We start from the raw sequence: 24,202 nt of genomic DNA, 5'->3' as shown, positions 1-24,202 counted from the left end.
TCGACCCCTATCCGCGAACCAGCACCGCTACACCCTCAACTACGAAGAGCCGGCAATCCCGCGGAGCAGTCGAAGGGCTTCACGCTCAGAACGCGAGGAGGTTCCGCTTTCCATCGACATCCCATCGTCCTTTCCGCGGATTCGGGTGGCGGGGGTTGCCCGCCTTCGTGAGAGCCCCGTAGTAGTAGATCTCGATACCCGCGGCCCGAAGCTCTGCGAGAACTAAGTTCTTTGCTCTTCTCAGCGCCGGTACCTTCAAGTCGCCCCAAGCGCCGACGACTTCCCGCACGCCGTACTTCTTCAGTCTCTTAACGATGGCGCGCGCGTTCTTGCGTGCGAGCCTTCTGTCATAGGCATCGAGACGGCGCGGATCAGACCCGCGAACCGGGTACAGGTTGAGCATGATCCAGCCGTCGTGCCCCTTCTCAGCGGCGACAGAAGCCACCCGAGCCACCGTCTTGTCTGCAACCTTCAGGTTCGCGTGCGACGGATTCATTCCGAGTACCACGAAAGGGTTCATCGCTCGCCTCTTCATCCGTTCAAGCACGTACCGGCGTTTGCGATGCTTCTTTTTCGGCTTAGGCCGGATAGCAGTTGGTCGCGTCCCCTTCTTGTACTTCATGGGTTCACACGCAGCCGCAAGTGCCGTTGGGGTGGTATGTCGTGAAGCACTCAGGGCAGACACCATAGTCCCGTCTGACTTGCTTCTGCCCGCCGGCGCGAGAGCTTGTCCTGTTCACGGGGTGGCTGATTCCCCAGAGTTTCGTCCGTGCACTTCGCCACGGCTGCACGCCGTCGCCCAAGGAGGCGGCTTCGTCGGCACTCCTGAACCCGTTTGTGTATCCGTAGTGAATGCGGAGGGTCGGGCCGCCGTCGTTTCGGTGGGCTTTGATATAGCTGGCTGTGCCTGTGTAGCGCTCGACGCCGGCGAGTGCTACCGCGCGGCGGATGAGATCCCGGTTCTCCATCGGAATACGGTGAGCCTCGAATGCCTGATCAAGTGAGGCATACTCTCGCTCGCTTGTGGCATCTTCGCAGGCCTTGTCTTGCTCGTCCTCGAAGTCGGGGTAGATGTCTGAGCGTTCGTTCATCACGCTCTCTCCTCAGCGAGCCGGCGTGCTTCCTTGAGAAGCGCCGCGTAGTCAGGGTCGTCGATCCCGTAGGTGGGGGAGCCGTCGTCGGGGTCAGAGGTGAACCGCCACGTCACCTTGAACCCGACCTTCTTCCCCTTCCTTCCCACCCAGGACAGAATGCCGGGAATCTCGCGCGGACCACTCAGCTCGAGGGCTTCGACGATCTCCTTCGCCTTGAGCAACCGCGGGGCGGAGTCGATCCAGAGGGTCCAAAGATCGCGTTCATTGCGGCGCAATAGATTCCACCAGGCGACAGCGTATGTTAGCTCCGCTTTCGGTGATGCTGAGGTGCCCCCATTGGTCGGCGATGCCGGCCATAGTTCGTTTAGCCGGCCGTCGCGCCAGTCTGCGAACCAGCGGTAGAACTCCGTTTCACGAGCCAACGGGACGTTAACGCGCACTTCCACCATGTCTTCCATGTTCAGTCCTTCCTTGACTGCTCCATAAGTATTACCCAGCTAATACCTACCGTCAAGTGCCTGTGTGCGAAGGGATGACTGGCTGGCGGGGGATCCGTTCCGGTGGGGCCAACATTCGGTCTCGCCCGCTCGGAGTGGACGGATGAGGATGAGGCGACGCCATGGTGATCTTTCGTGGTGGAACGAGTTCGGCGCGCGTGCTCCGCAGTCGAGCACGCCGCAGGCGCCCCGGCGTAGACAGCGTCACGGTAGAGGAATGAGATCACCTGCACGCGATGCCCGCCGGGCCGCTCATCGTGCACTGCCAGGTTGGTCACGCGGATACATCGCGGCGCGTCCCCGCGCGGCCGCGAGGCCCGCGTTTGCGCCGAAACATGTCATCTGTCGGCGGCGCTATGGGGGTGGAGTAGTCAGCGCCCGCAGGAAAACCTGGTCTCCGCTGCAGGAAAAGCGGCAACGCCTCATAGCCATGATCCGCACCACAAGTGGTTGCGCCAACAGCCCACGTGGACGCGAATGGTCCGGGATAGAGGTCCCGGACCATTCGCGTTCATGCGTCCGTGCTGGCGCCCCCGACGACCGTCGTTCCGACCCGCATCCATTTCGTCTGCGCCGCCGCCAGGCGCGATGATTGGCCAGGGACAACTGCCGGTGGTGATCGTCGGCGGCCCCAGCGCAATGCCGCGCAGGGGAAGGCGATATCCCGCCGGCACGAGGAGAAGACGATGCCCCCGGAGACCCCTGAGGGCGGTGAGACTCTGATCGCCTCCGTGCAGCGAGCCCTGCGCCTGGTCGACATCGTCGCGAACTCCTCGCGACCCCTTCCCGCGAAGGTCATCGCGCAGAAGGCGGGCCTCACCCTCGGCACGACGTACAACCTGGTGCGCACGCTCATGCGCGAGCAGTATCTGGCGGCGGAGCGTGACGGGCTCGTGCTGGGTGGGAGGTTTCCCGGGCTGAGCGACACCAAGGCGGCCGGGGTCTTCGTGGCACGTGTTCGGGAGTCGCTGCACGATGTCGCCGACGGGATCGGAGCCACCGCATACCTGTCCCGCTATCAGGACGGTGAAGTGCATCTTGTGGACATCGTCGATGCGGTGTCCAGCCCTCGCGTCGAGCTGTGGGTGGGGTTGCACTCCAGCGCCCATGCCACCGCGCTGGGCAAGCAGATCCTGGCGGAGCTCACGCCGGAGGAGCGTGCGGACTACCTCTCACGACACGTGCTCGAGGAGCTCACGCCCTACACGATCCGGGACCGTGAGCTGCTGCTGCGTCAGCTGGAGAGTCCGGCTGCGGCCGTCCGCGACGAGCAGGAGTACGCCATCGGGTACAACTGCCTGGCCGTTCCCGTGCTCGCACCCGGCATCACGGCATCCCTCGCCGTATCGCTGCCGACCGACGGACCGGCACCCGACACCGCCCTGATCGCCGAGCAGCTGCGCCGCACGGCGAACCGGCTGTCGCTGCGCCTCGGCACCGAGGGCCTCTCGGGCTCGGCGCTTTAGCGCTTTCACCATCTGAAAATCAGCGGGTTCCGTGCAGGTTGACAGCGCCCATAGTCTGGAGTCGCACCACGGTCACTGCCTGTCGCCGCCGGAGAAGCACGGTTTCCCCAGAACCAGCCGATCCGTTGCCGACATCAGACGGCTGATGACCGCGGGGGGGGATGAGACCGCTCGAGCGGTCCAAGCGAGGCGTCGACCAGGAGTCCCCAGCTCCTGCTCGACGCCTCGCCCATGTTCGGGTGGAGGCGACACGCCGGGCGTTGCGACGATCACTCGCGTCCGGGGGCTCCCAAGGCAGCGCTCGCCGATCGTGCGGCAGCCGCGACGACCGGCCCCAGCCTGCTCGCGTCTTCCGGACCCACTCGCTGGATCGGGAACCCGATCCCCAGAACTGCGGCGAGTTCCCCGGTGTGCCCGAACACCGGGGCGCTGATCGAGCCGACATCGATGTGCCGCTCGCCGAACGCCGCCGAGTATCCCTGTGCTCGCGCGACCCGGCTCTGCTCGTCCAGCCGCTCCATACTGGTGGGAGTCGAGGCCGTGAACTCGATCAGCTCGGTGCCCAGCAGCGCCTCGCGGGCATCCGGATCGAACGCCAGGAAGATCTTGCCCGGTGCGCCGGCGTGGAGCGGCAGCACCTGCCCCACGCGGAACGGGCGCATGATCACGTGACGCGTGTCGGCGACGCTGACGATGGTGCGGAGCGCACCATCGCGAACGTAGAGGCACGCGGACTCCTCGGTCTGATCGCGCAGCTCCTGCAGAATGTGCTTGGTCAGAAGCACGATGTCCAGCGCGAACGTGCCGGGCATCGACCACTGCACCAGACGGAGTCCGATGCGATAGCGATCACCGTCTCGGTCGAGGTAGCCCTCTCTCACCATGTTCTGGACCAGGTGCTGGCGGGAAGGCCGGTGCGACGCGTGATCTCCTGCAGCGTGGGGTCGGGGACTTCGAGCGAGAAGCAGGTGAGGATGCTCGTGATCTTCCGCAGCAGGAGGATCGGCGTGGGGGAAGTCGGCGAGCACGTGATGCAGATGTTCCAGCGGGTCGTCGATGCGGGCCAGGCGAGGAAGGACTGCTCCATCATCGTCAAGCTCGTCGACGGAACGCTTCAGCCGACCGCGTAGCCCGGCTCAGATCGCGCCGCCCCGCGCCTTCGCCACCACGATCCCGCGCCGCGAGCTCGCGAAGTCGTCCAGCATCCCGCGCAGCTCTTCAGCGCCGACGTCCGCGCCGAACACCTCGGAACCCGGCTCCAGCATGATCCCGGCGGCCAGGGGGCCTGCGATCACCGCATCGAAACCCAGCGCATCGACCAGCCCGGCGACGAGCGCCAGGTCGTCGGGGGAGTCCCCGGCGATGGCGATGGCCTTGCGCGCAGGATCGCCGACCTTCCGCGCCTCCTCCGCCATGTCCTGATAGCCCATGTGCCCGAGCGCCTTCACGACCCGCGCTCCCGCGAGATGCGCCTGCACCAGCTCGCTTGTCGAGGTCGCCGGGTCCGTCAGATCAGGGCGGATGCCGTCGGCGCCCCACCAGTAGTTCATGGCGTCGATGACGAGCATCCCGCTCATCTCCTCGGTCGGGAGCGTGCGGTAGGCGCCCAGCGGAAGCGCGAGCACCACGGCATCCGCATCGTCGATCACGGCAGAGACGGTACGGGCCTCGGCGCCGACCGCGGCCATCGCCCGCGCGATGGGGGCGGGGTCGCCGCTTCGCGCGATCAGCACGCGGTACCCGGCGTCCGACGCCAGTTGCGCCAGCACGGACCCCAGCCGACCTGCGCCGATGATGCCGAGCGTGCGGATGCGGTCCATCCCGCCATCGTATGTCCCGGCGTGCCGCCCGGACTCGCCGGCGCCCCCGCGCGCGGGCACTAGCGTGGAGAGAGTCCGCCCTCCGCGGATGATCGACGCCGATCGTCTGCCACCCGACCATCAGGAATCAGGTCATGCCCTCTCGACGCACTCGCGTTATCGCCGCCTGGGCGGTGCACGCCTTCACCCTCACCGGGGTGATCTGGGCGACCCTCGCGCTGCTGGCGCTCTTCGACGACGAGCCCCGGCTCATGTGGCTGTACCTGGGCATCGCCCTGGTCGTGGACGGCGTCGACGGCACCCTGGCGCGCAAGGCGGAGGTGCGCACCTACGCGCCGAACTTCGACGGCGTCATCCTCGACTCGATCATCGACTACCTGACCTGGACGCTCATCCCCGCGCTGTTCCTGTTCCGGGAGGGCCTTCTGGGCGACGGCGCCGCGGCGCTCATCCTGCTGCTGCTCATCAATGTCTCGTCGATGTTCTGCTACGCCAACACGAAGATGAAGACCGGCGACTACTACTTCCTCGGCTTTCCCGCCGCGTGGAATGTGGTGGCGCTGGGCCTGTGGCTGCTGGGCGCGGGCGCACTGTTCAACGCCGTCGTCGTCGTCGTGCTCTCGCTGCTGACCTGGGCGCCCATCGCATTCGTTCATCCGCTGCGCGTGGCACGGTTCCGGGCGATCACGCTCATCGCCACGGCGGTGTGGATCATCGCCTCCGCCGCACTCGTGGTGCTCTACCCGATCGCCGAGCCCTGGACCGTCGTGGTCTGGCTGGCCTCGGGCGCCTGGGTGATCCTCACCGGCGTCATCCGCACCGTCGCGGCCACCAGGGCGCTGCGGTAGCGGCGGCGCAGCAGCCGCTCCTGCACGTACTTGACCACTTCGATCGAGATGCTGCAGACGGTCAGCACGGCGATGACCGCCACCACGAACGGCGGGTAGTCCCGCCCGTTCAGCCAGAAGTACACGTACGGCGCCGTGAAGGTCGCGATCGTGGTGAGCGTCGCCAGGGCGCGGATGCTGCGCCGCGGGGCGAACAGCATCGCCAGCACGCCCCAGGTGTACGGGATCGCGGTGAGGATGTCGATCAGCCAGAGCACCAGCAGGCTGCCGTGGAACTGCGGGAGGAACGCCACCGGCAGGGCGCGCAGCGCCGAATAGATTCCCACCGCGAGGTACACGGGCCCCCGCGGGTCGCCTGCGAGTCGGCGCAGCGGATGCAGGCGCTGCACGGGCAGCTCGGCCGGCAGCATCCGCATCGTCTTCTGCGGCACATGCCTGGTGCTCATCCCGCGCAGCGCTCGCGCGGTGGCGTCGGGATCGGACGCCAGGGTGTGGCGCAGCAGCTCGAGGACGTTCGCGCCGTAGAGGGCACCGCGCTCGGATGCGGCGGGATCGTCGAGCCTGTGCACGATGACCGGGAGAGCAGCCGTGAGCGGTGCGTCGTCCCAGGCCGGGTCGGCCTCGGCGAACAGCATCCGGATGCCGTCCTCCAGTGCATCCCTGAGGATCGACAGGCGCGAGGCGGGGTGACGCAGCACGCCGGGTGCCACGAATCGCGTGTTCCGCGGGCCGAGCTCGGCGATGCGCCGCACTCCCGCGACCTCGAGGAGCTCGTCCGTCCGCAGTGCGCGGGAGATGATCCGGGGATCGGCGGTGAGGGTCTCGGGAGACACGAGCAGCGTCCGCTGCATACGCCCCAGCCAGCGCCGCACCATGGTCGAAGCATACCGGGGCGCCGCTGATCACCCGCCGCGCGGGCGGCTTCCGCGCCTTCGTCGGCGACCTCGAGCGCGCCGTCGAACTCGTGCGGTGAGCGGAACCAGGACGCCGGGGTCTCGCTCGCGAGTGCAGGCGCACCCGTGAGCGAGACCCCGCAGCGCTAGGCGGCGGCGAGCGCGTGAGCGCGGGCCGGCGTCATCGCACGCCGGACGTCGAAGCACGAGTCGAACCGTCCGATCGGCAGAGCGCTGAGCGCGGCGATGTCGTCCGAGGGCAGCCCATCGCGTGACGCCTCGCGCACGAGATCGTCCGTGATCGCGGGGTACTCCATGTCGGCCAGGAAGCGGTCGAGTGCAGAAGCGGATGTCGTCATCGTGTCATTCCTTCCTGAAACGGGGTGTCCTGTCTCATGCCGCGATCTCCTCCCGGTGCGATGACGACTCCACGGTGATCCTGCGGGGCTTGGCCCGCTCGCTGACCGGGATGACGACCGTCAGCACGCCGTTCTCGTACGAGGCGCTGATGCGGTCGATGTCGACGCCGTCGCCGAGGGTGAACTGGCGCAGGAAGGAACCCGAACTGCGCTCGCGCGCGAGCCACCGGGAGCCCTCACCGGTGTCCGCCGTGCGCTGCGCGCGGATGCTCAGCTGGGTGCCGTCGACGTCGACGTCGATGGAGCCGGGGTCCGCGCCGGGGAGATCGGCGTGCAGGACGTAGCGCTCGCCGTCGCGGAAGAGATCCACCGGCATCAGGCGAGGGGATCGAACGGAATCCAGCACGCTCGCAGCAAAACGATCGAGCTGGCTGATCGGATCGAATGTCATTCCCATGATGTGCTCCTTTCGATCGGCCCGGAGGAACGGGCTCAGATGGAGAATGCAGACCATCTGCATTCGCTGGTGTAGATTTGTTATAGACCAAAGTGATGATCTTCGCAATGACAGGACTCGCAGACATGACCGAACCCGAGATGAGCACGCCGCTGTACGGCATCGCCGTCGCCGCGCAGCTCGTGAATATGCCCGAGGCGACGCTGCGACTCTTCGAGCGTCACGGACTGCTCACGCCGCAGCGCAGCGACGGCGGAACCCGGCGGTACAGCGGTGATGACATCGCGCGGCTGCGTCGTGTCGGGCGACTGCGCGATGAGGGCATGAACCTCGCCGGAATCGGCCGGCTCATGGAGCTCGAGGACGAGAACGCCGGACTTCGAGCGGAACTGGCCGTCGAACGGGGCGACTCCGGGGAGTGACGTCGCCGTGGTCTCGGGCGTAGCGGGGTTCGGCATGAGCGTCTCCCTCGGCTCGTCGGATGCCGTGAACTGCGGCGATCAGAGGCTAAGCCGCACGGCATCCGCTCTGAAGACCCTTGACATCCGTGCCCGCCGGGCCTAGTCCGCGATGGTTCCTGCCCGTTCCCACGACGCCACCTCTCCAGGCACGACCCGGAACAGTGGATGCGGCCGGGGTTCCGAGCGTCGCCAGCGCTCGGCATCCGCTGGACTGCGCACGGCCAGCTTGGCGCCCAGGTGCTCCCACTCCCGCGCAAGCTGCCCGTCGGTCACGGCGATCCTGGCAGCGGGCCGTGCGGGGGACAGGATGCGGGAGCGGTCGAACCGGTAGCCGCGGGCATCGGCCTTCTCTCCCACGCCCGTGAGGTAGGCGCCGACGGCCGCGAGCGGATCCGGCTGAGCGCGGAACCGCTCCAGCTGCGGATGCCGCTGATACCCGCGGGTGCGCCCCGCGAGCACCGCCTGGGCCAGCAGCGCCTCGCGCCAGCACGCGACCAGCGCCGCCCTGTCGAGCTGTGACGGATGCAGTGACCAGAGCCTCATGGGCGTCCCTCCTCCTCACCGTCGTGCCTGCTCAGGCGCGAGGGCCACCAGATCACGCGCCCCAGATCGTGGCTCAGTGCGGGGACCAGCAGTGAGCGCACCACGAAGGTGTCCAGCAGCACGCCGAACGCGACGATGAAGGCGATCTGCACGAGGAACAGGATGGGGATGACCGACAGCGCCGCGAAGGTGGCGGCCAGCACCAGCCCCGCAGACGTGATCACGCCGCCGGTCACCGCGAGCCCGCGCAGGATGCCCTCGCGGGTGCCGTGCTTGCGAGATTCTTCGCGCACCCTGGTCATCAGGAAGATGTTGTAGTCGATGCCCAGCGCCACGAGGAACACGAACCCGTACAGCGGCACAGCGGGATCCGCGCCGGGGAAGTGGAACAGACCGCCGAACGCCAGGGCTGCCACGCCCATCGCGGAGCCGAACGACAGCACGGTCGTGAGGATCAGCAGCAGCGGTGCAACGACGGAGCGCAGGAGCAGCATGAGGATGATCAGGATCACTGCCAGGACCACCGGGATGATGAGGTTGCGGTCGTGGATCGACGCCGCGTTCGTGTCGACCGCTGTCGCGGTGACGCCGCCCACCAGGGCATCCGTACCCGTGAGGTCTGCGCGCAGTCGCTGGACGGTGAGCTCGGCCGCCTGCGAATCCGCGGCATCCGTCAGCGTTCCCTGCAGCAGCACCCGGCCGTCCCTGACTGTGGGATCCGGAGCGGGCGTGCCTGGGCGGCCGAGTGCGGTGATCCCGTTCTCGGTGACCGGCGCGCTGCCCGAAGGGGAGTCGGATGCCGTCACCGAGACGCCGTCGATGCCCTTGTCTGCCAGGAGCACGTCGGCGGCATCCTGCAGCTTCGACTGATCCACGAGAACGTACACCGGGCTGCCCGATCCGCCGGGGAAGTGCTGGCCCAGCACGGCCTGGCCGTCCCTCGCCTCGGACGAGCCGAGCACGAGGTCGGACTGCGGCACGCCGCTGGCATCCAACTGCAGACCGCCGACGGCGGCGACCGCCAGCACCAGCGCGGTGGGAATCCAGATCGCGCGCGAATGACGGCGGATGCCGCGGGCCAGGCGCTGCCACGGACCGCGGCCCTGGAGCGGATCCCCCGGCGTCGCCGACTCGGGCTCGAGCTTCGGTCGGCGCGGCCAGAAGGCGGCCCGGCCGAACAGGCCCAGCAACGCCGGCAGCAGCGTGAGTGCGGCCAGCATGGCGAACACGATCCCGATCGCCGCGACCGGGCCGAGCGTGCTGTTCGACTTCAGATCGCTCAGCAGCAGGCAGAGCAGACCCGCGATCACGGTCCCGCCCGACGCGAGGATCGGCTCGAACGCGCCCTTCCAGGCTCCGCGCACGGCCGCCCAGCGGTCGGAGGTGGTGTGCAGCTCCTCGCGGAACCGCGAGACCAGCAGCAGCGAGTAGTCGGTGGCGGCGCCGATGACGAGGATGAACAGGATGCCCTGCGTCTGCCCGCTCAGCAGCAGGATGTCGAGCTTCGCCGCCCACCACACCACCAGCAGCGCAACGCACAGCGCGAACAGGCTCGTGCACAGCACGATCACCGGCAGCAGCAGAGAGCGGTAGACGATCACGAGGATCACCAGCACGGCCAGCAGCGCCACCAGCAGCAGGATGCCGTCGATCCCCGAGAATCCGGCCAGCAGGTCGGCCGTGAAGCCGGCGGGCCCGGTGATGTGCACGGCGACACCGTCGGGGACGCTCTTCTTCAGATCGGAGGACAGCGCCGCGGAGACCTCGCCGACATCGGCATCCGCATCGATCGGGACGAACGCCTGGGCGGCCAGACCGTCCTCGGAGAGCAGGACGGGGGAGGAGCCGTCCTTCACGCCTTCTGCATCGGTGGCCGCGTCGAGCGCGGTGGTGATCTCGCCCTTCACCGCGTCGTCGATCTTCGTCTCGGACGAGAAGACCACCACGGCGGGGATCGAGTCGGAGCCGAGGAAGTCACCGAGGGATCTCTGCACCTCGGTGGCGGGCGCCGAATCCGGAAGATACGCGGTGGCGTCGTTGGAGGAGACTTCATCGACCCGGCCGAACAGCGGTCCGCCGAGACCCGCACCCACCAGCCACATCAGGATGAGGGCCGAGGAGAGCAGGACCCGCGGCCAGGATCGGTGCGTGCTTTCGGAGCGAAGCGACATGGCGGGCCTTTCTCGAGTGTTCCCAGGAAGAGGATATTGCTAGCCAAGCGAGAAAACAACCTGGCTTGATTCCAGCAATTGAATAGAATGCTCCTATGTCCGAGGAATCCGCTCTTCCCGCCGACCCGGTGCGCTCCGCATCGCCGGCTCCGGACGGCCTCGAGGTCGCCGACCTCTACGACGTCGACTACAGCGATCCCGAGCACGTCCTGGTGCAGCGCGACGGCATCCCCGTGGCCGAGATCCGTCAGATCAACGCGCTGATGGCCGCGCTCGGAGAGTTGCGAGAGGCCGAAGAGCAGCTCTCCGAAGCATCCCGGCGCTACATGCGGCTGGGCGACACCGACATGCGCGCGCTGCACTACCTGATCGTGTGCTCCCACCGCGGAATCATCGCGACCCCCGGCGGCATCGCGCACCATCTGCGGATCTCGTCCGCCTCGACGACCAAGCTGCTGGACAGGCTGGAGCGCGGTGGGCACGTCGTGCGCGCACCCCATCCGACCGATCGCCGCGCGCTGGCCATCTCGATCACCCCCGCGACGCACCGTGCGGCCATGGAGACAGTGGGCAGACAGCAGTCCAGGCGGTTCTACGCCGCCGCACGGCTGGCGCCGGCGGAGCGTGATGTCGTGATCCGCTTCCTCCGTGACATGGCGAACGAGATCGCACCGAACGATGAGGAGTGGGCCCAGCAACCGGAGGACTGACACCGCTCCGCCCACCGGGCACGGCACGTGCCTAGAGTGTGGTCATGGAGAAGAAACGACCGGAGGATCCCGAGCGGCCGGCCGCCGTTGACGCCGAGGAGGCGCTGCGAGAGGCATCATCCGCTGCAGAGGCGGCCAAGGCGGAATCCGACCGCTGGGGCGGGGCGGACAAGACGCCCACCGAGCCGGGGGACCGATACTGGTGACCTGGATCCAGGCCGCCGGGACGGCGCGTCGCCGTGAGCTGCTGGCGGATGCGGTGGCGCGCGCGCACACGGCGAAGGCTGTCGCGGAGGGGATCGAGGCGGCCGTCCCCGAGCAGGATCACGGCGAGATCTGGACGACCGCCGGCGACACCGCCATCGTGTGGGCGCTGCCCGGGAAGGACGGGGTCGTGCTGGCCGACGTGCACGCGCCGGGGCTGAGTGCCGCCGTGCTGTGGCCGCTGCTGGACTCGCTGGCGACGGATGCCGGCTGGTCGGGCAGCTGGCAGTTCAGCGCGTACGCGGGCCAGGAGCGCATGGCGGCGCTCGCCGAGCATGCTCATGCGCGCAGAGTGGCGACGAAGATGCGGATCGCCGTCGCCGAGGTGCCCGCGCCCACGGGCATCCGGCTGATGCCGATGGACGACGAGGGCTTCTCCGCCTACCGGGCCATCGCCGACGACGACTACGCCCAGGAGCGGTTCGCCTCGGGCTCCGAGCCCACGATCGAGGACTCCCGTCGCGTGGCGGCCGCGCAGATGGCCGAGCTGCTGCCCTTCGGGCCCCGCACGCCCGACCACCGACTGTGGATCGTGCGCGACCGTGATGACCGACGGGCGGGGATCCTGTGGGTGCACCTGGGCGACGGCGAGGCGTTCATCTATGACATCGCCATGGACGAGGACCGGCGCGGACAGGGCCTGGGCACCCAGACGCTGCGCGCCGCGGCTGCGGAGACCGCCCGCGCGGGGCTCGAGACGCTGGCGCTGAACGTGTTCGGCAGCAACGACGCCGCCCGCCGGCTGTACACGCGTGAGGGGTACCGCGAGACCGAGGTGCTCTGGTCGGTGCCGATCGCGCGGGCCTGAGCGGATTCGCGCCGCGCTCACCGGAAATCCCGCGAGCGGTGCGCGAGACCGGTCCGCAGATCCTCGAAGGCGTCCGCCAGCACGTTCGTGACGCCTTCGGGCGAGCGCTCCAGGATGCCGCGCACGATGAGCGCGGGGGAGTCGCGGGCGATGCGCCGGTAGCGGTTCCACACGCCGGTGGTGCAGATGATGTTGGCGAGGCCGTGCTCGTCCTCGAGGTTCAGGAACGTCACGCCGCTGGCCGTCGCCGGGCGCTGCCGATGCGTGACCACGCCCGCCACCTCGATGCGTCGGCCCGCCTCATGCGTGTACAGCTGGGCGGAGGTCAGCACGCCGCGGGCGTCGAGCGCCTGCCGCAGGTGCGTCATCGGATGATCGTCGGTGGAGACGCCGGTGGACCACAGGTCGGCGGCCAGCCTCTCGTACCCGGACTGGTCGGCGAACAGCGGCGGCTGCACGGACACCGTGGTGCCGGGCAGGAAGCGCGCCCTGTCCTCGGCGGCGGCGCCTGCCAGCCAGATGCCCTCGCGCCGGGTCAGCCCCAGGCACTCGAAGGCCCCGGCGGTGGCCAGCGCCTCCAGCTGCGCGGCCGTGGCATCCGTGCGCCGCACCAGGTCGTGCAGATCGCGGAACGGCCCGTGCTCGTCGCGCGCGGCGACGATGCGCTCGGCCAGCTTCACTCCGATCCCGCGCACGCCCGACAGGCCCAGCCGCACGGCGAACCGGCCGTCGCGGCGGTGCGCGGCGGAGACATCGGGCGCCGTGCGGTCGAACCTGCCGATGGGCGGCTGCGGGGCGATCAGGCAGGAGTCCAGGCCCGTGGGGCCTGAGCCCTCGGCATCCGGGCCGTCCTCGATGCGCTCCAGCCCGTCCAGGGCTCCGGAGGCGTGCAGGTCGGGCCGCAGCACCCGCACCCCGTGATGGCGGGCGTCGGCGGTGAGCGATGACGCCGAGTAGAACCCCATTGGCTGCGACCGCAGCAGACCCGCCAGGAACGCCGCCGGGTAGTGCAGCTTGAGCCAGGAGCTGGCGTACACCAGCAGCGCGAACGACAGCGAGTGCGACTCGGCGAAGCCGAAGTTCGAGAACGCCTGGATCTGCGCGTAGATGCGGTCGCAGAGCTCTTCGCTCAGCCCCTTCTCTCGCATCCCCGCGTACAGCGAATCCCGGATGCGCTCGATCCTCTCCAGCCCGCGCTTGGAGCCCATCGCCCGGCGCAGCAGGTCGGCCTCGTCGGCCGTGCAGTCGCCCAGCACCGTCGCCATCTGGATCAGCTGCTCCTGGAACACCGGGATGCCCAGCGTGCGCGACAGCACCGGCTCCAGCACCGGATGCGCGTAGGTCACGGCATCCTGCCCCAGCTTGCGCCGCACGAACGGATGCACGGCGCCGCCCTGGATGGGGCCGGGACGGATCAGCGCGATCTGGATGGCCAGCTCGTAGAACTCCCGGGGCTGCAGCCGCGGCAGCAGCCCCATCTGCGCACGCGACTCCACCTGGAACACCCCGATGGAGTCCGCCCGGCACAGCATGTCGTAGACGGCCTGCTCCTCCTTCGGGATGCCGGCCAGCGTCCACACCTCGCCGGTGGCCTCCGCCACCAGGTCGAAGCAGTGCCGCAGCGCCGACAGCATCCCCAGGCCCAGCAGGTCGAACTTGACCAGCCCCATCCAGGCCGCATCGTCCTTGTCCCACTGGATGACCGTGCGGTCCTGCATGCGGGCGTGCTCCACGGGCACCACCTCGCCCACCGGCTGGGCGGTCAGCACCATCCCGCCGGAATGGATGCCCAGGTGCCGGGGCGCCTTCAGCAGCTCGCCGGCGTAGGAGAGCACATCGGCGGGGATGTCGTTGTCGACCGCGGGCTCGATGCCCGAACTCCAGCCGTCCACCTGCTTCGACCAGGCGTCCTGCTGCCCGGGGGAGTGCCCGAGGGCCCTGGCCATGTCGCGCACGGCGTTCTTCGGCCGGTACTGGATGACGTTGGCCACCTGCGCGGCGCGTTCGCGGCCGTAGGTGGCATACACCCACTGGATGATCTCCTCGCGGCGACTGGAGTCGAAGTCCACATCGATGTCGGGCTCCTCGCTGCGGGTGGTGGCGAGGAACCGCTCGAACGGCAGTCCGTACAGGATCGGATCGACGGCGGTGATCCCCAGCAGGTAGCAGACCGCGCTCGCCGCAGCCGACCCCCGGCCCTGGCACAGGATGCCGCGGCGGCGGGCCTCCTCGACGATGCCGTGCACGATGAGGAAGTAGCCCGGGAAGTCCTTCTCCTCGATGACGTCCAGCTCGCGGGCGATGCGCGCCCGGCCGGCATCGTCCAGCCGCGGATACCTCGACGGCACCGCCTGCCACACGAGCATCCGCAGGTGGCTCATCGGCGTCTCGCCGGGCGGCACCTCCTGCAGCGGCAGGTCGGGTTTGGCCCGGCGCAGCGGGAACGCGGCCTCCGCGGCGATGCGCAGCCCGTTCGCGATGGCGCCGGGGTACCGGCGGAAGCGCGCGGTCATCTCGGCGCCGCTGCGCAGGTGCGCGGCCCCGTGCGCGGGCAGCCAGCCGTCGAGGTCGTCCATGCTGCGGGTGGCGCGCACGGCGGCGACGGCCTCGGCAAGCCCCGCCCGCTCGGGGGTGGCGTAGTGCACGTTGCCGGTGGCGACGACCGGCAGGCGCAGGGCTGCGGCGAGCTCGGCGAGGGCGTCGTTGCGGCGGGTGTCCTGCGGGTCGCCGTGATCGATGAGCTCGACGGCCACGTGATCCTGTCCGAACAGGTCGACCAGCCGGCGCAGCGGCCTGCCGGCATCTCCGCCCTCCAGCCCCTGCCGCACGGCGCCCTTGCGGCATCCGGTCAGGATCGTCCAGTGCCCGCCGGCGGCGGCGACCAGGTCGTCGAGGTCGTACTGCGGCCTGCCCTTCTCCCCGCCGCGCAGCTGGGCGCGGGTGATCGCGCCGGCCAGCCGGTGGTAGCCCTCCACTCCGTTCGCCAGCACCAGCAGGTGCTCGCCGAGCGGGTCGGGGGAGCCGGTGCGGCTGGGGGCCCTCGTCCCGCCCGCCGAGCCCAGCGACAGCTCCGCGCCGAACACGGTCTGCACGCCGGTGAACTCGGCGGCCTCGGCGAACCGCGCCGCGCCGTAGAAGCCGTCGTGGTCGGTGATGGCGAGGGCGGTGAGCCCCAGGGCCTCCGCCTCGGCCAGCAGGTCGTCGGGGGAGGAGGCTCCGTCGAGGAAGGAGTACGACGAGTGCGCGTGCAGCTCGGCATAGGGCACGGCATCCGCAGGTCGGGTGACGGGAGGAGCGGATGCCGGCGGCCGGTGCCTGCTCAGCGGGCCGGGGTCCTGGCGCGGGGCGAGCGGCTCCGCGGATGCCGGGGCCGTGGGCGCCTCCAGGGTGCGCTGCAGCGCCTTCCAGGTCAGCGGCGGGTTGCTGAAGCCCATCAGCGGTACCTGCCCTCGGCCCACCAGGAGCCCTCGGAGTGGAAGACGAGCCAGGCGCGGTGCTGCCGGTCCAGCAGCTGGAAGCGCTCGCCGGAGCGGGCTCTCGCGGCGTCCCAGCGGTGCTCATGCACCGGCCAGGGGCCCGCCCAGCCGATCACCTCGCTGTCGTCGATGAGGCCGGGCGGGCAGGACAGGGCGCCACGGGCGTCGACGCTGATCACCGCGCCGCCGGCTCCGGTCACGTGCACGGGCCGCATCGGCGTGAACACCTCCGCCGGCAGCGGATCCGGCAGGTTTCCCGGCCACGGGCGGCCGGGATCGCGCTCGACGACAGGGCGCTCGCCCCAGGGCGTCAGCAGCTGCCGGTCGGCCAGCATCCGACCGCCGGAGACGGATGCCGTGGTCACCCCGGCGTGCCCGAGCATGGTCTGCACGCGCGAGACGGCGTGATGCAGGCGCTCATCGGTGCCGGAGCCGAACAGCCCCGGCTGGTGGTGCGCCGCATCGTCGACCGCGACGGGCGCGATGCGCACCCCCACGATCCCGCGGAAGGCGTGCGCGGCGTCGGAGTCCTGCCCGCTGTCCGAGGCGGGCGGAGCCAGCGACTCCAGCTGCCAGCGCACCCGATCCACCAGGTCGGGGGCGTCGAAGCAGGTCGGATGCAGCCAGGTGCGCGAGGTGACCGCCCCGTCGTCGTCGGTGAGGTCGATGCGCACCTCCCTGCACACCAGCGAGGCGTCGGCGAGGGCCAGCATCACGGCATCCGCCGTCTGCCGCACGGCGAACGCGATCTGATCGGACTGTCCCAGCGGCGTCTCGAACTCGACGCGCCTGCTCAGCTGCGGGTCGGGTGCGCGGGGCGTCAGCGGCCGAGAATCCGCACCGCGTGCCAGCGCGTGCAGCCGGGCTCCCTGCTCACCGAACCGCTCCCGCACCGAGAGCGCGTCCAGGGCGGCGAACCCGCCCAGCGTGCCGACACCCAGCTGCCGCAGCAGCTCGGCGAGTTCCGGCTCGCCCAGCACCTCGAGTGGCAGCGGTGCGAGGAACGACTCGGCATCACCGGGAGGGATCACCGCCCAGCCCTCGTCCCCGGATCCTCGTGCCGCCAGCTCGGCGGTGAACGCCCCGTCGGCGACGCCCACTCGCACTTCGGGATACCCCGCCTCGCCGAGCACCTCCCGCAGGGCTGCAGCGGCCTGCTCCTCGCCGCCGTGATAGCGAGAGATCCCGCGGGAGCGGAGGGCGGCCAGGCCCGGGCGCAGCAGGTGCACGCCCGGTGCGTGCGCCTCGATCAGGCGCAGCACCGGCCGGAAGGCGCGCTCGTCCTGCGCGGGGTCGTGCGGCAGCATCCGCAATGCCGGCAGCCTGCTCTGCGCGAGCCGTCGGCGCTGCCCCGTCCGCACCCCGTGCGCGCGAGCCGAGTCCGTGCAGGCCGTGATGACGTTGCCGCGCACGAGCGCGGTGGGCGGATGCGGCGGAGCTGCGCCCAGCGCCGCGCGCAGCGGCCAGTCCGGGAACCACAGCACGTGCATCCGCAGGGGATCGATCGCGTCCATCACGCCACCGCCCAGCGCGGGTGGGTGGGCAAGGGGGCCGGCAGGGCCTGGGGGACGGCCTGCACGCCGCCGAGCCCTCCGGGCAGCTGCACACGCAGGCTCTGCGGGCGCGGGGCCGAGCGGGTCTGCGCGGTCACCGTCACCGTGCGATCCGACAGCAGCCCCCAGCCCTCGCCGATCCCCGACCAGTGCGGGTCGTGCAGGCTGATCAGCCCTTCGCTCTGCGGCCATGACGAGGCGGCCAGCACCGTGCATCCGCGGTCCCGCAACCGGGCCGAAAGACGCGCGGCATCCGCATCCCGCACCGCAGAGCCGGGGCTGACGGCGATCAGTGGCACCACCTCGGCCAGTGCCGAGATCACGGCCAGCCAGCGCTGCCCCGGCGAGGGCACCAGGATCAGCCGGGACAGGTCGACGCCGAAGGATGCCGCCGCCTCCAGCCCCAGCGTGGGCATGCCCACCGCGGCGCACCAGCTGCCGCGCTGCGAGACGGCGCCCATCAGCGCGAGGATCAGGCTCGGCGAGGGCGAGACCGAGTACACCGTGCCGGTCTGCAGCCCGCGGCCGGGGAGCAGCTCCGCCAGTGCGGGGTGCAGCGGCAGCACGGCATCCTCGCTGCGGCGGCGCTGCATCCGGCTGATCTCACGGCGCAGCCGAAGGATGTCCCCCGCCCGTTCATCCGCGGGGGAGAGCGCCGCGATCGTTCCGATCCCCATGCATCCATCCTCGAATCTTGTTTCGAATAATTCAAGTCCGATTCGAAGACTAGATCGCACATCCGACATTGCGAACAGGATGGTTGTCCACAGGGCTCTGCGGGGCATCGTCGATCTCCTCTAGCCTGCGAGCATGACCTTCCACGCCATGGCCGTGCTGCTCGTGCATCTGGCCCTGGCCGGCGTGGGGCTGGGGCTGCTGGTCATCGACGCGCGCACGCACCGGCTGCCCAACCGCATCGTGCTGCCCACCCTGGGCGCGCTGGTGGTGCTGGTGATCGTCGAGGCGCTGGCGACCGGCGATGCCGAGCGGATGCTGCGGGCGATGCTGGGCGGTCTGGTCCTCGGCGCCTTCTACGCCGCCATGCACTGGGGATCGCGGCAGGGGATGGGCGGCGGGGATGTGAAGCTGGCCGCCGTGATCGGGGTGGTGCTGGCCTGGCACGGCTGGTGGACGCTGATGCTCGGCGCGTGCGCGGCGTTCGTGCTGGGCGCCCTGTTCGCGCTGGTGCTCATGGCGCTGAGGCGCGCGAACCGCTCCACGCGCATCGCGTTCGGCCCGTGGATGATCCTCGGCGCGGCGCTGGCCATCGTGGCGGCATGACGCGGCGTGCACGCCATGTCCCCGCAGGGGGTTATGGTGAGCACATGGCACTCGCACGACTTCACGGCGGTCCGCTCGACGGGCAGATCCTCCCGCTCGATGACGCCGATCAGAGCACCCTGATCCTGCCCTACAGCGAGACGATGCTCACCTATCGTCGCGACGGCGCGCCGACGAACACCGGCGCGCACGACGGGCCGACCGAGACGGCGTTCCGATATGTCGAGTCCGAGGACGGCATCTCGCCCAGTGATGACTGATCCCGCGGCATCCGATCCCGTGTCAGGCGCTGCGGGCGACCCGCAGCGCACTTTCGAGATCGAGCGCAAGTACGACGCGGATGCCTCGACGCCGCTGCCTGACTGGTCGCGCGTGCCCGGAGTCGTGAGCGTGACCGAGGGCGAGCTGCGCGAGCTGGACGCCCGCTATCTCGACACGGACGACCGCGCTCTCGCGCAGCACGGCATCGCCCTGCGGCGCCGCACCGGCGGGCCGGACGCCGGCTGGCACATCAAGGGTCCGCGCCAGGGGGAGGGGCGTCTGGAGCTCGGCTGGCCGCTGGATGACGACGGCCGGATGCCGGGTGCCGTGGCGGAGACCGTCGCGCAGTGGACGAGTGCCGAGCTGGTGCCCATCGCCCGCATCGAGAACACCCGCACGGCCTTCCACCTCGTGGGCGCCGCAGGCGTGATCGCCGAGTTCGTCGACGACCACGTGCGCGCCACTGACCTGCGCGCGGGCACCCGCAGCGCCTGGCGCGAGTGGGAGATGGAGCTGGGGCCCGCTGCCCCCGCCGACGGCCCCGACCGCGAGGCGTTCTTCGCCGCCGTCGAGCAGGCCGTGCAGCAGGCGGGCGGCCGCCCGCCGTCCTCCGGCTCCAAGCTCGCCCGTGCCCTCGGGGCCTGAGCTCAGCCCTTCTTCAGCGCGTCCAGGGCCAGGTTCAGCTCCACGACGTTCACGCGCGGCTCGCCGAGGAAGCCGAGGTCCCGACCGGCGGTGTGCGCGGCCACGAGTCGGCGCACCTCGCCGACGCTCAGCCCCCGGGCATCCGCCACCCGCCGCACCTGGATCGCGGCGTACGCCGGAGAGATGTGCGGATCCAGGCCCGAGCCGGACGCCGTGAGAGCATCCACAGGCACGGCATCCGGGTCCACGTCGTCGAACGCGGCGATCTGCGCGCGGCGCTCGGTGATCTGGGCGATGAGCTCGCGGTTCTCCGGTCCGAGGTTGGAGCCACCCGACGCCAGCGTGTCGTAGTCCGCGGCCGACGGGCGGGGCTGGAAGTACTGCGGCAGGGGCTTCCCGCCGGCATCCGCGAAGCTCTGCCCGATCAGCGAGGAGCCGGCCACCGAGCCGTCGGCGCGGTGCACGAGCGAGCCGTTCGCCTGCGCGGGCATCGTCGCCTGGCCGATCCCCAGGATCAGCAGCGGGTAGCCGATGCCGAGGATCACCGTGAGCACCAGCGTGAGCCGCAGAGCGGTCCACAGCATCCGCAGCGGGTGACTGGCACGAGCGGTCATGGCATCCTGCTCTCAGAAGCCCGGCAGCAGGCTGACGACGAGGTCGATGACCTTGATGGCGACGATGGGCACGAGGATGCCGCTGATCCCGCAGATCAGCAGATTCCTGGTGAGGGCCTTGCGCAGCTCCCTGGTGCGGTACGGCACGCCGATCAGCGCCAGCGGGATGAGGATGCCCATCACCACGGTGCTGAAGATGACGGTGGACAGGATCGCGGATGCCGGGGTGTGCAGGCGCAGGATGTTCAGCGCGTCCAGGCCCGGGAAGACGCCGACGAACAGGGCGGGGAAGAGCGTGAAGTAGCGGACCGCGTCGTTGGCGAAGTTGAACGTGATGAGCGCGCCTCGGGTGGCCATCTGGCGCCTGCCCACCTCGATGATGTCCACGAGGTGACTGGGGTCGTCGTCGAGGATGATCATGTTCGCGGCGTCCTTGGCCGCCGCCGTCGCGGTGTTCATCGCGATGCCGATGTCGGCCTGCGCCAGCGCCGGCGCGTCGTTGATGCCGTCGCCGCTCATCGCCACCAGGTGGCCGCGCTTCTGCTCCTGCTGGATGATCGCGAGCTTGCCCTCCGGCGTCGTGTCGCCGACGAAGTCGTCGATGCCGACCTCGGCGCTGATGGCCTCGGCCGTGAGGCGGTGATCGCCGGAGACCATCATGCTGCGCACGCCCAGCGCGCTCAGGTGGGAGATCCGCGCGCGGACGCCCTCCTTCACGACGTCCTGCAGGTGCACGAGCCCCAGGGCTCGGCCCCGGTCGCCCGGCACCTTCATGGCCACGGCCAGCGGCGTGCCACCCGTGCGGGCGATGGCCCGCGCGGCCTCCTTGAGCTCGAGGAGCACCTCGCGCGGCGGCTGCGTGCCCTGCTGCTTGAGCCACGCGGCGACCGCCGAGACCGCCCCCTTGCGGATGCGCGTGCCGTCGGGGAGGTCGACGCCGGACAGGCGCGTCGTGGCGCTGAACGGCACGAACACGCCGCTCTCGGCGTGCGGATGCACAGGCTCCACGCCGTCCTCCGCGGCCAGGGCGACGATCGACGCGCCCTCGGGAGTCGGGTCCTCCAGCGACGCCTCCGCAGCCATGCGGATCAGCCGCTGGTCGGTGTTCCCTCCCACCGGGACGAACGCGATCGCGCGTCGATTGCCGAGGGTCACCGTGCCGGTCTTGTCCAGCAGCACGGTCGTGATGTCGCCGGCGGTCTCCAGCGCCTTCGCCGAGGTGACCAGCACGCCGCGTCGCAGCAGCTGCGACATCCCGGCGATGCCGGTCACCGACATCAGCGCTGCGATCTCGGTGGGGATCAGGCACACCACCAGCGACACCAGCACGGGGATCGACACGGGCGCGGCCACGGGGGAGACCACGGCGTTGAGCGTGAGCACGAGCAGCACGAACGACATCGAGAAGGATGCCAGCAGCGCGCTGAACGCCACCTCCAGCGGCGCCTTCTGCCGCCGCGACCTGCTGGCCAGCCGGATGGTCTGCTCCACGGCGCCCGCCTCGGGGGTGGCCGTCACGCGCACCACGAGGCGATCGGAGGTGTCGCGCGTGCCGCCGGTGACGCCGGTGCGGTCGCCGTCGGAGGCGCGGGTGACCGTGCCGGCCTGCCCGGTGAACTCGGACTCGTCCACCTCGGCCGTGCCCCAGAGCACCTCGCCGTCGGCGGGGATCAGCTCGCCGGCCTCGACGACGATCACGTCATCGGGGCGCAGGCCGCCCGCGTCGATGTCGATCACCGTGGCCGCCGATGCCCCGGCATCCCGCCCCCGGTCGTAGTCGGCCACCAGGTGCGCGGTCGTGCCGGACGGCGATCGTCGCAGCGATGCCGTCTGCGCGCGCCCCCGGCCCTCGGCGATCGACTCGGCCAGCGTGGCCGTGTACAGGCACGCCCAGAAGCCGGCGGCGAGCATCCAGGTGAACCCGGTGGGCATGACGGTCCCGCCCGAGGGCGGCGGGCCGCCCGCGAAAGGCTCGGCGATCGCGATGAGGGTGGTCAGCGCGGCGCCGATCTCGGTGAGCAGCAGCACCGGGTTGTGCCACAGGTAGCGCGGGTCGAACTTGCGCAGCGCATCGACCAGCACCGTGCCGATGGTGCTCACGGCGATCACGTCGCCCTGCGTCATGGCGGTCCGCGTGCTCATCCCATCAGCCCCTCGGCGAGCGGGCCGACCAGGAGCACGGGGACGAACACCGGCACGGTGATGAAGACGATGAGGCTCACCAGCAGCACCACGAACTGCGGCCGGTGCAGGGGCAGCTCACCGCTGGTGGCGGCCTTTCCCTGCGCGGCCAGCGACCCTGCCAGCGCCAGCACGAGGGCGATGGGGATGAACCTGCCCAGCAGGATGATCACCCCGATCAGCACGTTCAGCATCGGGTCGTTCGCGCTCAGGCCCGCGAACGCGGATCCGTTGTTGATGGCGGCCGACACGAAGGCGTAGAACACCTCCGACAGTCCATGCGGACCCTGATTGCTCATGGCGTCCAGCAGGTCGTCGCGCACCGATGGGATCGCGAAGCCCGCGGCCATCCCGCCCAGCGCCAGCAGCGGGAGCACCAGGATGGCGATGCTGACGAGCTTCAGCTCGCGCACCCCCAGGCGCTTGCCCAGATACACGGGGGAGCGGCCCAGCAGCAGTGCCGCCAGGAACACGGCGATGACCATCAGGATCAGCAGCGCGTAGGTGCCGGATCCCGCGCCGCCCGGCGCCACCTCGCCGAGCGTCATGTCCAGCATGAGCATGAGCCCGCCGAACGCCGTGTACGAGTCGTGCATGGAGTTCACGGCGCCGCCCGTGGTGCCGGTCGTCGCCGTCGCGAACAGCGTGGAGCCGACGATGCCGAAGCGCTGCTCCTTGCCCTCCATGGCGCCACCCGCCAGCATCGGCGCCGTGCCCGACCCCGCGTACTCGAAGACCGTCAGCGGGATGTACACCGCCGCGAACAGCACGATCATGGTGATCAGCAGGGCGAGGCCCGCGCGCTGGTCGCCCACCATGGTGCCGAACATCCTCGGCATCGAGAACGGGATCATCAGCAGCAGGATCACCTGCAGCAGATTCGTCCACGCCGTCGGATTCTCGAAGGGATGCGCGGAGTTGGCGTTGAAGAAGCCGCCGCCGTTGGTTCCGATCATCTTGATGGCCTCCTGCGAGGCCACCGGCCCGCCCAGCATCGTCTGCGTGCTGCCCGACACGGTCGTGATGGCGGCGGGCTCGCTGAGGTTCTGGATCACGCCGCCGACCATCAGCAGCACGGCCATCACGACGGACAGCGGCAGCAGGATGCGCAGATTCGCCCGCACGAGATCGACCCAGAAGCTGCCCAGTCCGCTGCGCCCCCGCAGCGAGGCGAAACCGCGGATGAGCGCCACCGCCACCGCCATGCTCACCGCCGCGGAGACGAAGTTCTGCACGGCCAGCCCCACCATCTGCACGGCGTAGCCGGTGGCCTGCTCGGGGGAGTAGGACTGCCAGTTGGTGTTGCCGACGAAGGATGCCGCGGTGTTGAACGCCAGATCGGGTCTCATGCCCGGCATACCCAGCGAGTACGGCAGCAGAGGCTGCAGTCGCAGCAGGGCGTACAGCAGCACGAAGCCGGCCAGCGAGAACGCCCCGATCGACGCCAGGTAGCGGCGCCAGGACTGCTGCCTGGTGGGGTCGATGCCGCACAGCCGGTAGATGAGGCGCTCGACGCGCAGGTCGCGGCCGGAGGTGAACACGGCCGCCATGTAGTCGCCCAGCGGGCGGTAGATCAGGCCGAGCACGATGGCGACGGCCAGCAGCGCCGACGCCGTGAGGAACCACGCCATCAGATGCGGTCTGGTCGGAGCAGGACGTATGCCAGGTAGATCACCGACGCGACGCCCGTGATCACGGCGACGGCTTCCAGGATGCCCACGACTTCTCCTTCACGAGAACTGCCCGACGAGCATAGTACGCGGAAGGGCCCGATCCGAATGGATCGGGCCCTTCCGCGCA

28 protein-coding genes are annotated in these 24,202 nt (G+C 70.0%); 10 read left to right on the top strand and 18 right to left on the bottom strand.

Annotation, left to right across the window (positions count from 1 at the left end):
- Window positions 1-85 precede the first annotated feature (85 nt).
- From Q0568_RS01530 to Q0568_RS01520, 3 genes are read right to left on the bottom strand one after another with little or no spacing between them, the layout of a single operon-like run.
- Window positions 86-622: a DUF1643 domain-containing protein gene (locus Q0568_RS01530; protein WP_298861117.1), complete on the bottom strand. Its 537-nt coding sequence runs from the start codon at window positions 620-622 to the stop codon at window positions 86-88.
- A gap of 4 nt (window positions 623-626) precedes the next feature.
- Entirely contained in the window at window positions 627-1,094 is a 468-nt protein-coding gene (locus tag Q0568_RS01525) for a hypothetical protein (protein ID WP_298861114.1), read from the bottom strand.
- Window positions 1,091-1,552 carry a hypothetical protein gene (locus tag Q0568_RS01520; RefSeq protein WP_298861111.1) on the bottom strand — a complete coding sequence of 154 codons (462 nt, stop codon included), beginning with the start codon at window positions 1,550-1,552 and terminating at the stop codon, window positions 1,091-1,093. Before Q0568_RS01520 ends, Q0568_RS01525 begins: the two co-directional genes overlap by 4 nt.
- Before the next feature lie 725 nt (window positions 1,553-2,277).
- On the opposite strand from Q0568_RS01520, the gene Q0568_RS01515 reads away from it, so the two are divergent.
- Window positions 2,278-3,057 carry an IclR family transcriptional regulator C-terminal domain-containing protein gene (locus tag Q0568_RS01515; protein ID WP_298861108.1) on the top strand — a complete coding sequence of 260 codons (780 nt, stop codon included), beginning with the start codon at window positions 2,278-2,280 and terminating at the stop codon, window positions 3,055-3,057.
- Between the two features lie 269 nt (window positions 3,058-3,326).
- Here the strand turns inward: Q0568_RS01515 and Q0568_RS01510 are convergent, their stop codons facing one another.
- On the bottom strand, window positions 3,327-3,941 hold the full coding sequence (locus Q0568_RS01510) for an IclR family transcriptional regulator (protein ID WP_298861103.1): 615 nt from the start codon (window positions 3,939-3,941) through the stop codon (window positions 3,327-3,329).
- The gene (locus Q0568_RS17165) at window positions 3,935-4,033 is read right to left on the bottom strand and encodes a hypothetical protein (RefSeq protein WP_366941309.1); all 99 of its coding nucleotides are present in this window, start codon (window positions 4,031-4,033) and stop codon (window positions 3,935-3,937) included. Before Q0568_RS17165 ends, Q0568_RS01510 begins: the two co-directional genes overlap by 7 nt.
- Between Q0568_RS17165 and Q0568_RS01505 the strand changes: the two genes are divergently transcribed.
- The gene (locus Q0568_RS01505) at window positions 4,032-4,187 is read left to right on the top strand and encodes a hypothetical protein (RefSeq protein ID WP_298861100.1); all 156 of its coding nucleotides are present in this window, start codon (window positions 4,032-4,034) and stop codon (window positions 4,185-4,187) included. The two genes, Q0568_RS17165 and Q0568_RS01505, sit on opposite strands and share 2 nt — an antisense overlap.
- Before the next feature lie 6 nt (window positions 4,188-4,193).
- Here Q0568_RS01505 and Q0568_RS01500 read toward each other — a convergent pair whose 3' ends face one another.
- Window positions 4,194-4,877, bottom strand: coding sequence for an NAD(P)-binding domain-containing protein (locus tag Q0568_RS01500; protein ID WP_298861097.1), 684 nt, complete (start codon window positions 4,875-4,877; stop codon window positions 4,194-4,196).
- A 134-nt stretch (window positions 4,878-5,011) separates the two neighbouring features.
- On the opposite strand from Q0568_RS01500, the gene Q0568_RS01495 reads away from it, so the two are divergent.
- Window positions 5,012-5,725 carry a hypothetical protein gene (locus Q0568_RS01495; protein ID WP_298861094.1) on the top strand — a complete coding sequence of 238 codons (714 nt, stop codon included), beginning with the start codon at window positions 5,012-5,014 and terminating at the stop codon, window positions 5,723-5,725.
- Here the strand turns inward: Q0568_RS01495 and Q0568_RS01490 are convergent.
- The 3 genes from Q0568_RS01490 to Q0568_RS01480 all read right to left on the bottom strand — a co-directional run bounded on the left by Q0568_RS01490 (window position 5,617) and on the right by Q0568_RS01480 (window position 7,434).
- The gene (locus Q0568_RS01490; protein WP_298861089.1) at window positions 5,617-6,600 is read right to left on the bottom strand and encodes a hypothetical protein; all 984 of its coding nucleotides are present in this window, start codon (window positions 6,598-6,600) and stop codon (window positions 5,617-5,619) included. The two genes, Q0568_RS01495 and Q0568_RS01490, sit on opposite strands and share 109 nt — an antisense overlap.
- A 164-nt stretch (window positions 6,601-6,764) precedes the next feature.
- Complete coding sequence (locus Q0568_RS01485; protein ID WP_298861086.1) at window positions 6,765-6,977, bottom strand: DUF2795 domain-containing protein; 213 nt, start codon at window positions 6,975-6,977, stop codon at window positions 6,765-6,767.
- A 34-nt stretch (window positions 6,978-7,011) separates the two neighbouring features.
- On the bottom strand, window positions 7,012-7,434 hold the full coding sequence (locus Q0568_RS01480) for an Hsp20/alpha crystallin family protein (protein WP_298861082.1): 423 nt from the start codon (window positions 7,432-7,434) through the stop codon (window positions 7,012-7,014).
- Window positions 7,435-7,559: 125 nt separating this feature from the next.
- Between Q0568_RS01480 and Q0568_RS01475 the strand changes: the two genes are divergently transcribed.
- Window positions 7,560-7,856, top strand: a complete 297-nt coding sequence (locus Q0568_RS01475; protein ID WP_298861079.1) for a MerR family transcriptional regulator — start codon at window positions 7,560-7,562, stop codon at window positions 7,854-7,856.
- Window positions 7,857-7,994: 138 nt separating this feature from the next.
- Here Q0568_RS01475 and Q0568_RS01470 read toward each other — a convergent pair whose 3' ends face one another.
- Both Q0568_RS01470 and Q0568_RS01465 read right to left on the bottom strand, forming a co-directional pair.
- A complete protein-coding gene (locus tag Q0568_RS01470; protein WP_298861077.1) occupies window positions 7,995-8,438 on the bottom strand; it encodes a pyrimidine dimer DNA glycosylase/endonuclease V in 444 nt (147 codons plus the stop codon).
- Entirely contained in the window at window positions 8,435-10,609 is a 2,175-nt protein-coding gene (locus Q0568_RS01465; protein WP_298861075.1) for an efflux RND transporter permease subunit, read from the bottom strand. The genes Q0568_RS01470 and Q0568_RS01465 overlap by 4 nt, the downstream gene beginning before the upstream one ends.
- Before the next feature lie 95 nt (window positions 10,610-10,704).
- Here Q0568_RS01465 and Q0568_RS01460 point away from each other — a divergent pair, with 95 nt between their 5' ends.
- From Q0568_RS01460 to Q0568_RS01450, 3 genes are read left to right on the top strand one after another with little or no spacing between them, the layout of a single operon-like run.
- Window positions 10,705-11,319 (top strand): MarR family transcriptional regulator, encoded by a 615-nt coding sequence (locus Q0568_RS01460; protein WP_298861073.1) that lies wholly within the window; start codon window positions 10,705-10,707, stop codon window positions 11,317-11,319.
- Window positions 11,320-11,363: 44 nt separating this feature from the next.
- Window positions 11,364-11,525: a hypothetical protein gene (locus Q0568_RS01455; RefSeq protein ID WP_298861070.1), complete on the top strand. Its 162-nt coding sequence runs from the start codon at window positions 11,364-11,366 to the stop codon at window positions 11,523-11,525.
- The gene (locus Q0568_RS01450; protein WP_298861067.1) at window positions 11,522-12,391 is read left to right on the top strand and encodes a GNAT family N-acetyltransferase; all 870 of its coding nucleotides are present in this window, start codon (window positions 11,522-11,524) and stop codon (window positions 12,389-12,391) included. The genes Q0568_RS01455 and Q0568_RS01450 overlap by 4 nt, the downstream gene beginning before the upstream one ends.
- 17 nt (window positions 12,392-12,408) lie before the next feature.
- Here Q0568_RS01450 and Q0568_RS01445 read toward each other — a convergent pair whose 3' ends face one another.
- Genes Q0568_RS01445 through Q0568_RS01435 form a run of 3 tightly spaced genes read right to left on the bottom strand, consistent with a single transcriptional unit; the run spans window position 12,409 to window position 18,097 of the window.
- Complete coding sequence (locus tag Q0568_RS01445) at window positions 12,409-15,825, bottom strand: error-prone DNA polymerase (RefSeq protein WP_298861064.1); 3,417 nt, start codon at window positions 15,823-15,825, stop codon at window positions 12,409-12,411.
- The gene (locus Q0568_RS01440) at window positions 15,825-17,381 is read right to left on the bottom strand and encodes a DNA polymerase Y family protein (RefSeq protein ID WP_298861061.1); all 1,557 of its coding nucleotides are present in this window, start codon (window positions 17,379-17,381) and stop codon (window positions 15,825-15,827) included. The genes Q0568_RS01445 and Q0568_RS01440 overlap by 1 nt, the downstream gene beginning before the upstream one ends.
- A complete protein-coding gene (locus Q0568_RS01435; RefSeq protein WP_298861057.1) occupies window positions 17,381-18,097 on the bottom strand; it encodes a hypothetical protein in 717 nt (238 codons plus the stop codon). The genes Q0568_RS01440 and Q0568_RS01435 overlap by 1 nt, the downstream gene beginning before the upstream one ends.
- A gap of 133 nt (window positions 18,098-18,230) precedes the next feature.
- On the opposite strand from Q0568_RS01435, the gene Q0568_RS01430 reads away from it, so the two are divergent.
- Genes Q0568_RS01430 through Q0568_RS01420 form a run of 3 tightly spaced genes read left to right on the top strand, consistent with a single transcriptional unit; the run spans window position 18,231 to window position 19,607 of the window.
- On the top strand, window positions 18,231-18,701 hold the full coding sequence (locus Q0568_RS01430; RefSeq protein ID WP_298861054.1) for an A24 family peptidase: 471 nt from the start codon (window positions 18,231-18,233) through the stop codon (window positions 18,699-18,701).
- A 44-nt stretch (window positions 18,702-18,745) separates the two neighbouring features.
- A complete protein-coding gene (locus Q0568_RS01425; protein ID WP_298861051.1) occupies window positions 18,746-18,961 on the top strand; it encodes a response regulator in 216 nt (71 codons plus the stop codon).
- Window positions 18,954-19,607 (top strand): CYTH domain-containing protein, encoded by a 654-nt coding sequence (locus Q0568_RS01420; RefSeq protein ID WP_298861048.1) that lies wholly within the window; start codon window positions 18,954-18,956, stop codon window positions 19,605-19,607. The genes Q0568_RS01425 and Q0568_RS01420 overlap by 8 nt, the downstream gene beginning before the upstream one ends.
- Window positions 19,608-19,609: 2 nt before the next feature.
- Here the strand turns inward: Q0568_RS01420 and kdpC are convergent, their stop codons facing one another.
- The 4 genes from kdpC to Q0568_RS01400 are packed head-to-tail and all read right to left on the bottom strand — an operon-like array spanning window position 19,610 to window position 24,122.
- On the bottom strand, window positions 19,610-20,221 hold the full coding sequence (kdpC, locus tag Q0568_RS01415) for a potassium-transporting ATPase subunit KdpC (RefSeq protein WP_298861046.1): 612 nt from the start codon (window positions 20,219-20,221) through the stop codon (window positions 19,610-19,612).
- 12 nt (window positions 20,222-20,233) lie between these two features.
- A complete protein-coding gene (kdpB, locus tag Q0568_RS01410; RefSeq protein WP_298861043.1) occupies window positions 20,234-22,363 on the bottom strand; it encodes a potassium-transporting ATPase subunit KdpB in 2,130 nt (709 codons plus the stop codon).
- Window positions 22,360-24,033, bottom strand: coding sequence for a potassium-transporting ATPase subunit KdpA (gene kdpA / locus Q0568_RS01405; RefSeq protein ID WP_298861041.1), 1,674 nt, complete (start codon window positions 24,031-24,033; stop codon window positions 22,360-22,362). The genes kdpB and kdpA overlap by 4 nt, the downstream gene beginning before the upstream one ends.
- On the bottom strand, window positions 24,033-24,122 hold the full coding sequence (locus tag Q0568_RS01400; protein ID WP_298861038.1) for a potassium-transporting ATPase subunit F: 90 nt from the start codon (window positions 24,120-24,122) through the stop codon (window positions 24,033-24,035). The genes kdpA and Q0568_RS01400 overlap by 1 nt, the downstream gene beginning before the upstream one ends.
- Between the last annotated feature and the right edge of the window lie 80 nt (window positions 24,123-24,202).

Origin of the sequence: uncultured Microbacterium sp., assembly GCF_937927635.1 — a bacterium.
GTDB lineage: Bacteria > Actinomycetota > Actinomycetes > Actinomycetales > Microbacteriaceae > Microbacterium.
This window is presented reverse-complemented; position numbering and strand designations above follow the sequence as displayed.

Bases quoted from the DNA above. Each gene is read 5' to 3' on its own strand.
- Q0568_RS01520 (WP_298861111.1), bottom strand. From the start codon at position 1,552: ATGGAAGACATGGTGGAAGTGCGCGTTAACGTCCCGTTGGCTCGTGAA.
- Q0568_RS01530 (WP_298861117.1), bottom strand. From the start codon at position 622: ATGAAGTACAAGAAGGGGACGCGACCAACTGCTATCCGGCCTAAGCCG.
- Q0568_RS01505 (WP_298861100.1), top strand. From the start codon at position 4,032: ATGCTCGTGATCTTCCGCAGCAGGAGGATCGGCGTGGGGGAAGTCGGC.
- Q0568_RS01420 (WP_298861048.1), top strand. From the start codon at position 18,954: ATGACTGATCCCGCGGCATCCGATCCCGTGTCAGGCGCTGCGGGCGAC.
- Q0568_RS01510 (WP_298861103.1), bottom strand. From the start codon at position 3,941: ATGGTGAGAGAGGGCTACCTCGACCGAGACGGTGATCGCTATCGCATC.
- Q0568_RS01425 (WP_298861051.1), top strand. From the start codon at position 18,746: ATGGCACTCGCACGACTTCACGGCGGTCCGCTCGACGGGCAGATCCTC.
- Q0568_RS01500 (WP_298861097.1), bottom strand. From the start codon at position 4,877: ATGGACCGCATCCGCACGCTCGGCATCATCGGCGCAGGTCGGCTGGGG.
- Q0568_RS01490 (WP_298861089.1), bottom strand. From the start codon at position 6,600: ATGGTGCGGCGCTGGCTGGGGCGTATGCAGCGGACGCTGCTCGTGTCT.
- Q0568_RS01480 (WP_298861082.1), bottom strand. From the start codon at position 7,434: ATGGGAATGACATTCGATCCGATCAGCCAGCTCGATCGTTTTGCTGCG.
- kdpB (WP_298861043.1), bottom strand. From the start codon at position 22,363: ATGAGCACGCGGACCGCCATGACGCAGGGCGACGTGATCGCCGTGAGC.
- Q0568_RS01495 (WP_298861094.1), top strand. From the start codon at position 5,012: ATGCCCTCTCGACGCACTCGCGTTATCGCCGCCTGGGCGGTGCACGCC.
- kdpA (WP_298861041.1), bottom strand. From the start codon at position 24,033: ATGGCGTGGTTCCTCACGGCGTCGGCGCTGCTGGCCGTCGCCATCGTG.
- Q0568_RS01455 (WP_298861070.1), top strand. From the start codon at position 11,364: ATGGAGAAGAAACGACCGGAGGATCCCGAGCGGCCGGCCGCCGTTGAC.
- Q0568_RS01460 (WP_298861073.1), top strand. From the start codon at position 10,705: ATGTCCGAGGAATCCGCTCTTCCCGCCGACCCGGTGCGCTCCGCATCG.
- Q0568_RS01470 (WP_298861077.1), bottom strand. From the start codon at position 8,438: ATGAGGCTCTGGTCACTGCATCCGTCACAGCTCGACAGGGCGGCGCTG.
- Q0568_RS01465 (WP_298861075.1), bottom strand. From the start codon at position 10,609: ATGTCGCTTCGCTCCGAAAGCACGCACCGATCCTGGCCGCGGGTCCTG.
- Q0568_RS01515 (WP_298861108.1), top strand. From the start codon at position 2,278: ATGCCCCCGGAGACCCCTGAGGGCGGTGAGACTCTGATCGCCTCCGTG.
- Q0568_RS01475 (WP_298861079.1), top strand. From the start codon at position 7,560: ATGACCGAACCCGAGATGAGCACGCCGCTGTACGGCATCGCCGTCGCC.
- Q0568_RS01435 (WP_298861057.1), bottom strand. From the start codon at position 18,097: ATGGGGATCGGAACGATCGCGGCGCTCTCCCCCGCGGATGAACGGGCG.
- Q0568_RS01430 (WP_298861054.1), top strand. From the start codon at position 18,231: ATGACCTTCCACGCCATGGCCGTGCTGCTCGTGCATCTGGCCCTGGCC.
- Q0568_RS01440 (WP_298861061.1), bottom strand. From the start codon at position 17,381: ATGGACGCGATCGATCCCCTGCGGATGCACGTGCTGTGGTTCCCGGAC.
- Q0568_RS01485 (WP_298861086.1), bottom strand. From the start codon at position 6,977: ATGACGACATCCGCTTCTGCACTCGACCGCTTCCTGGCCGACATGGAG.
- Q0568_RS01445 (WP_298861064.1), bottom strand. From the start codon at position 15,825: ATGGGCTTCAGCAACCCGCCGCTGACCTGGAAGGCGCTGCAGCGCACC.
- kdpC (WP_298861046.1), bottom strand. From the start codon at position 20,221: ATGACCGCTCGTGCCAGTCACCCGCTGCGGATGCTGTGGACCGCTCTG.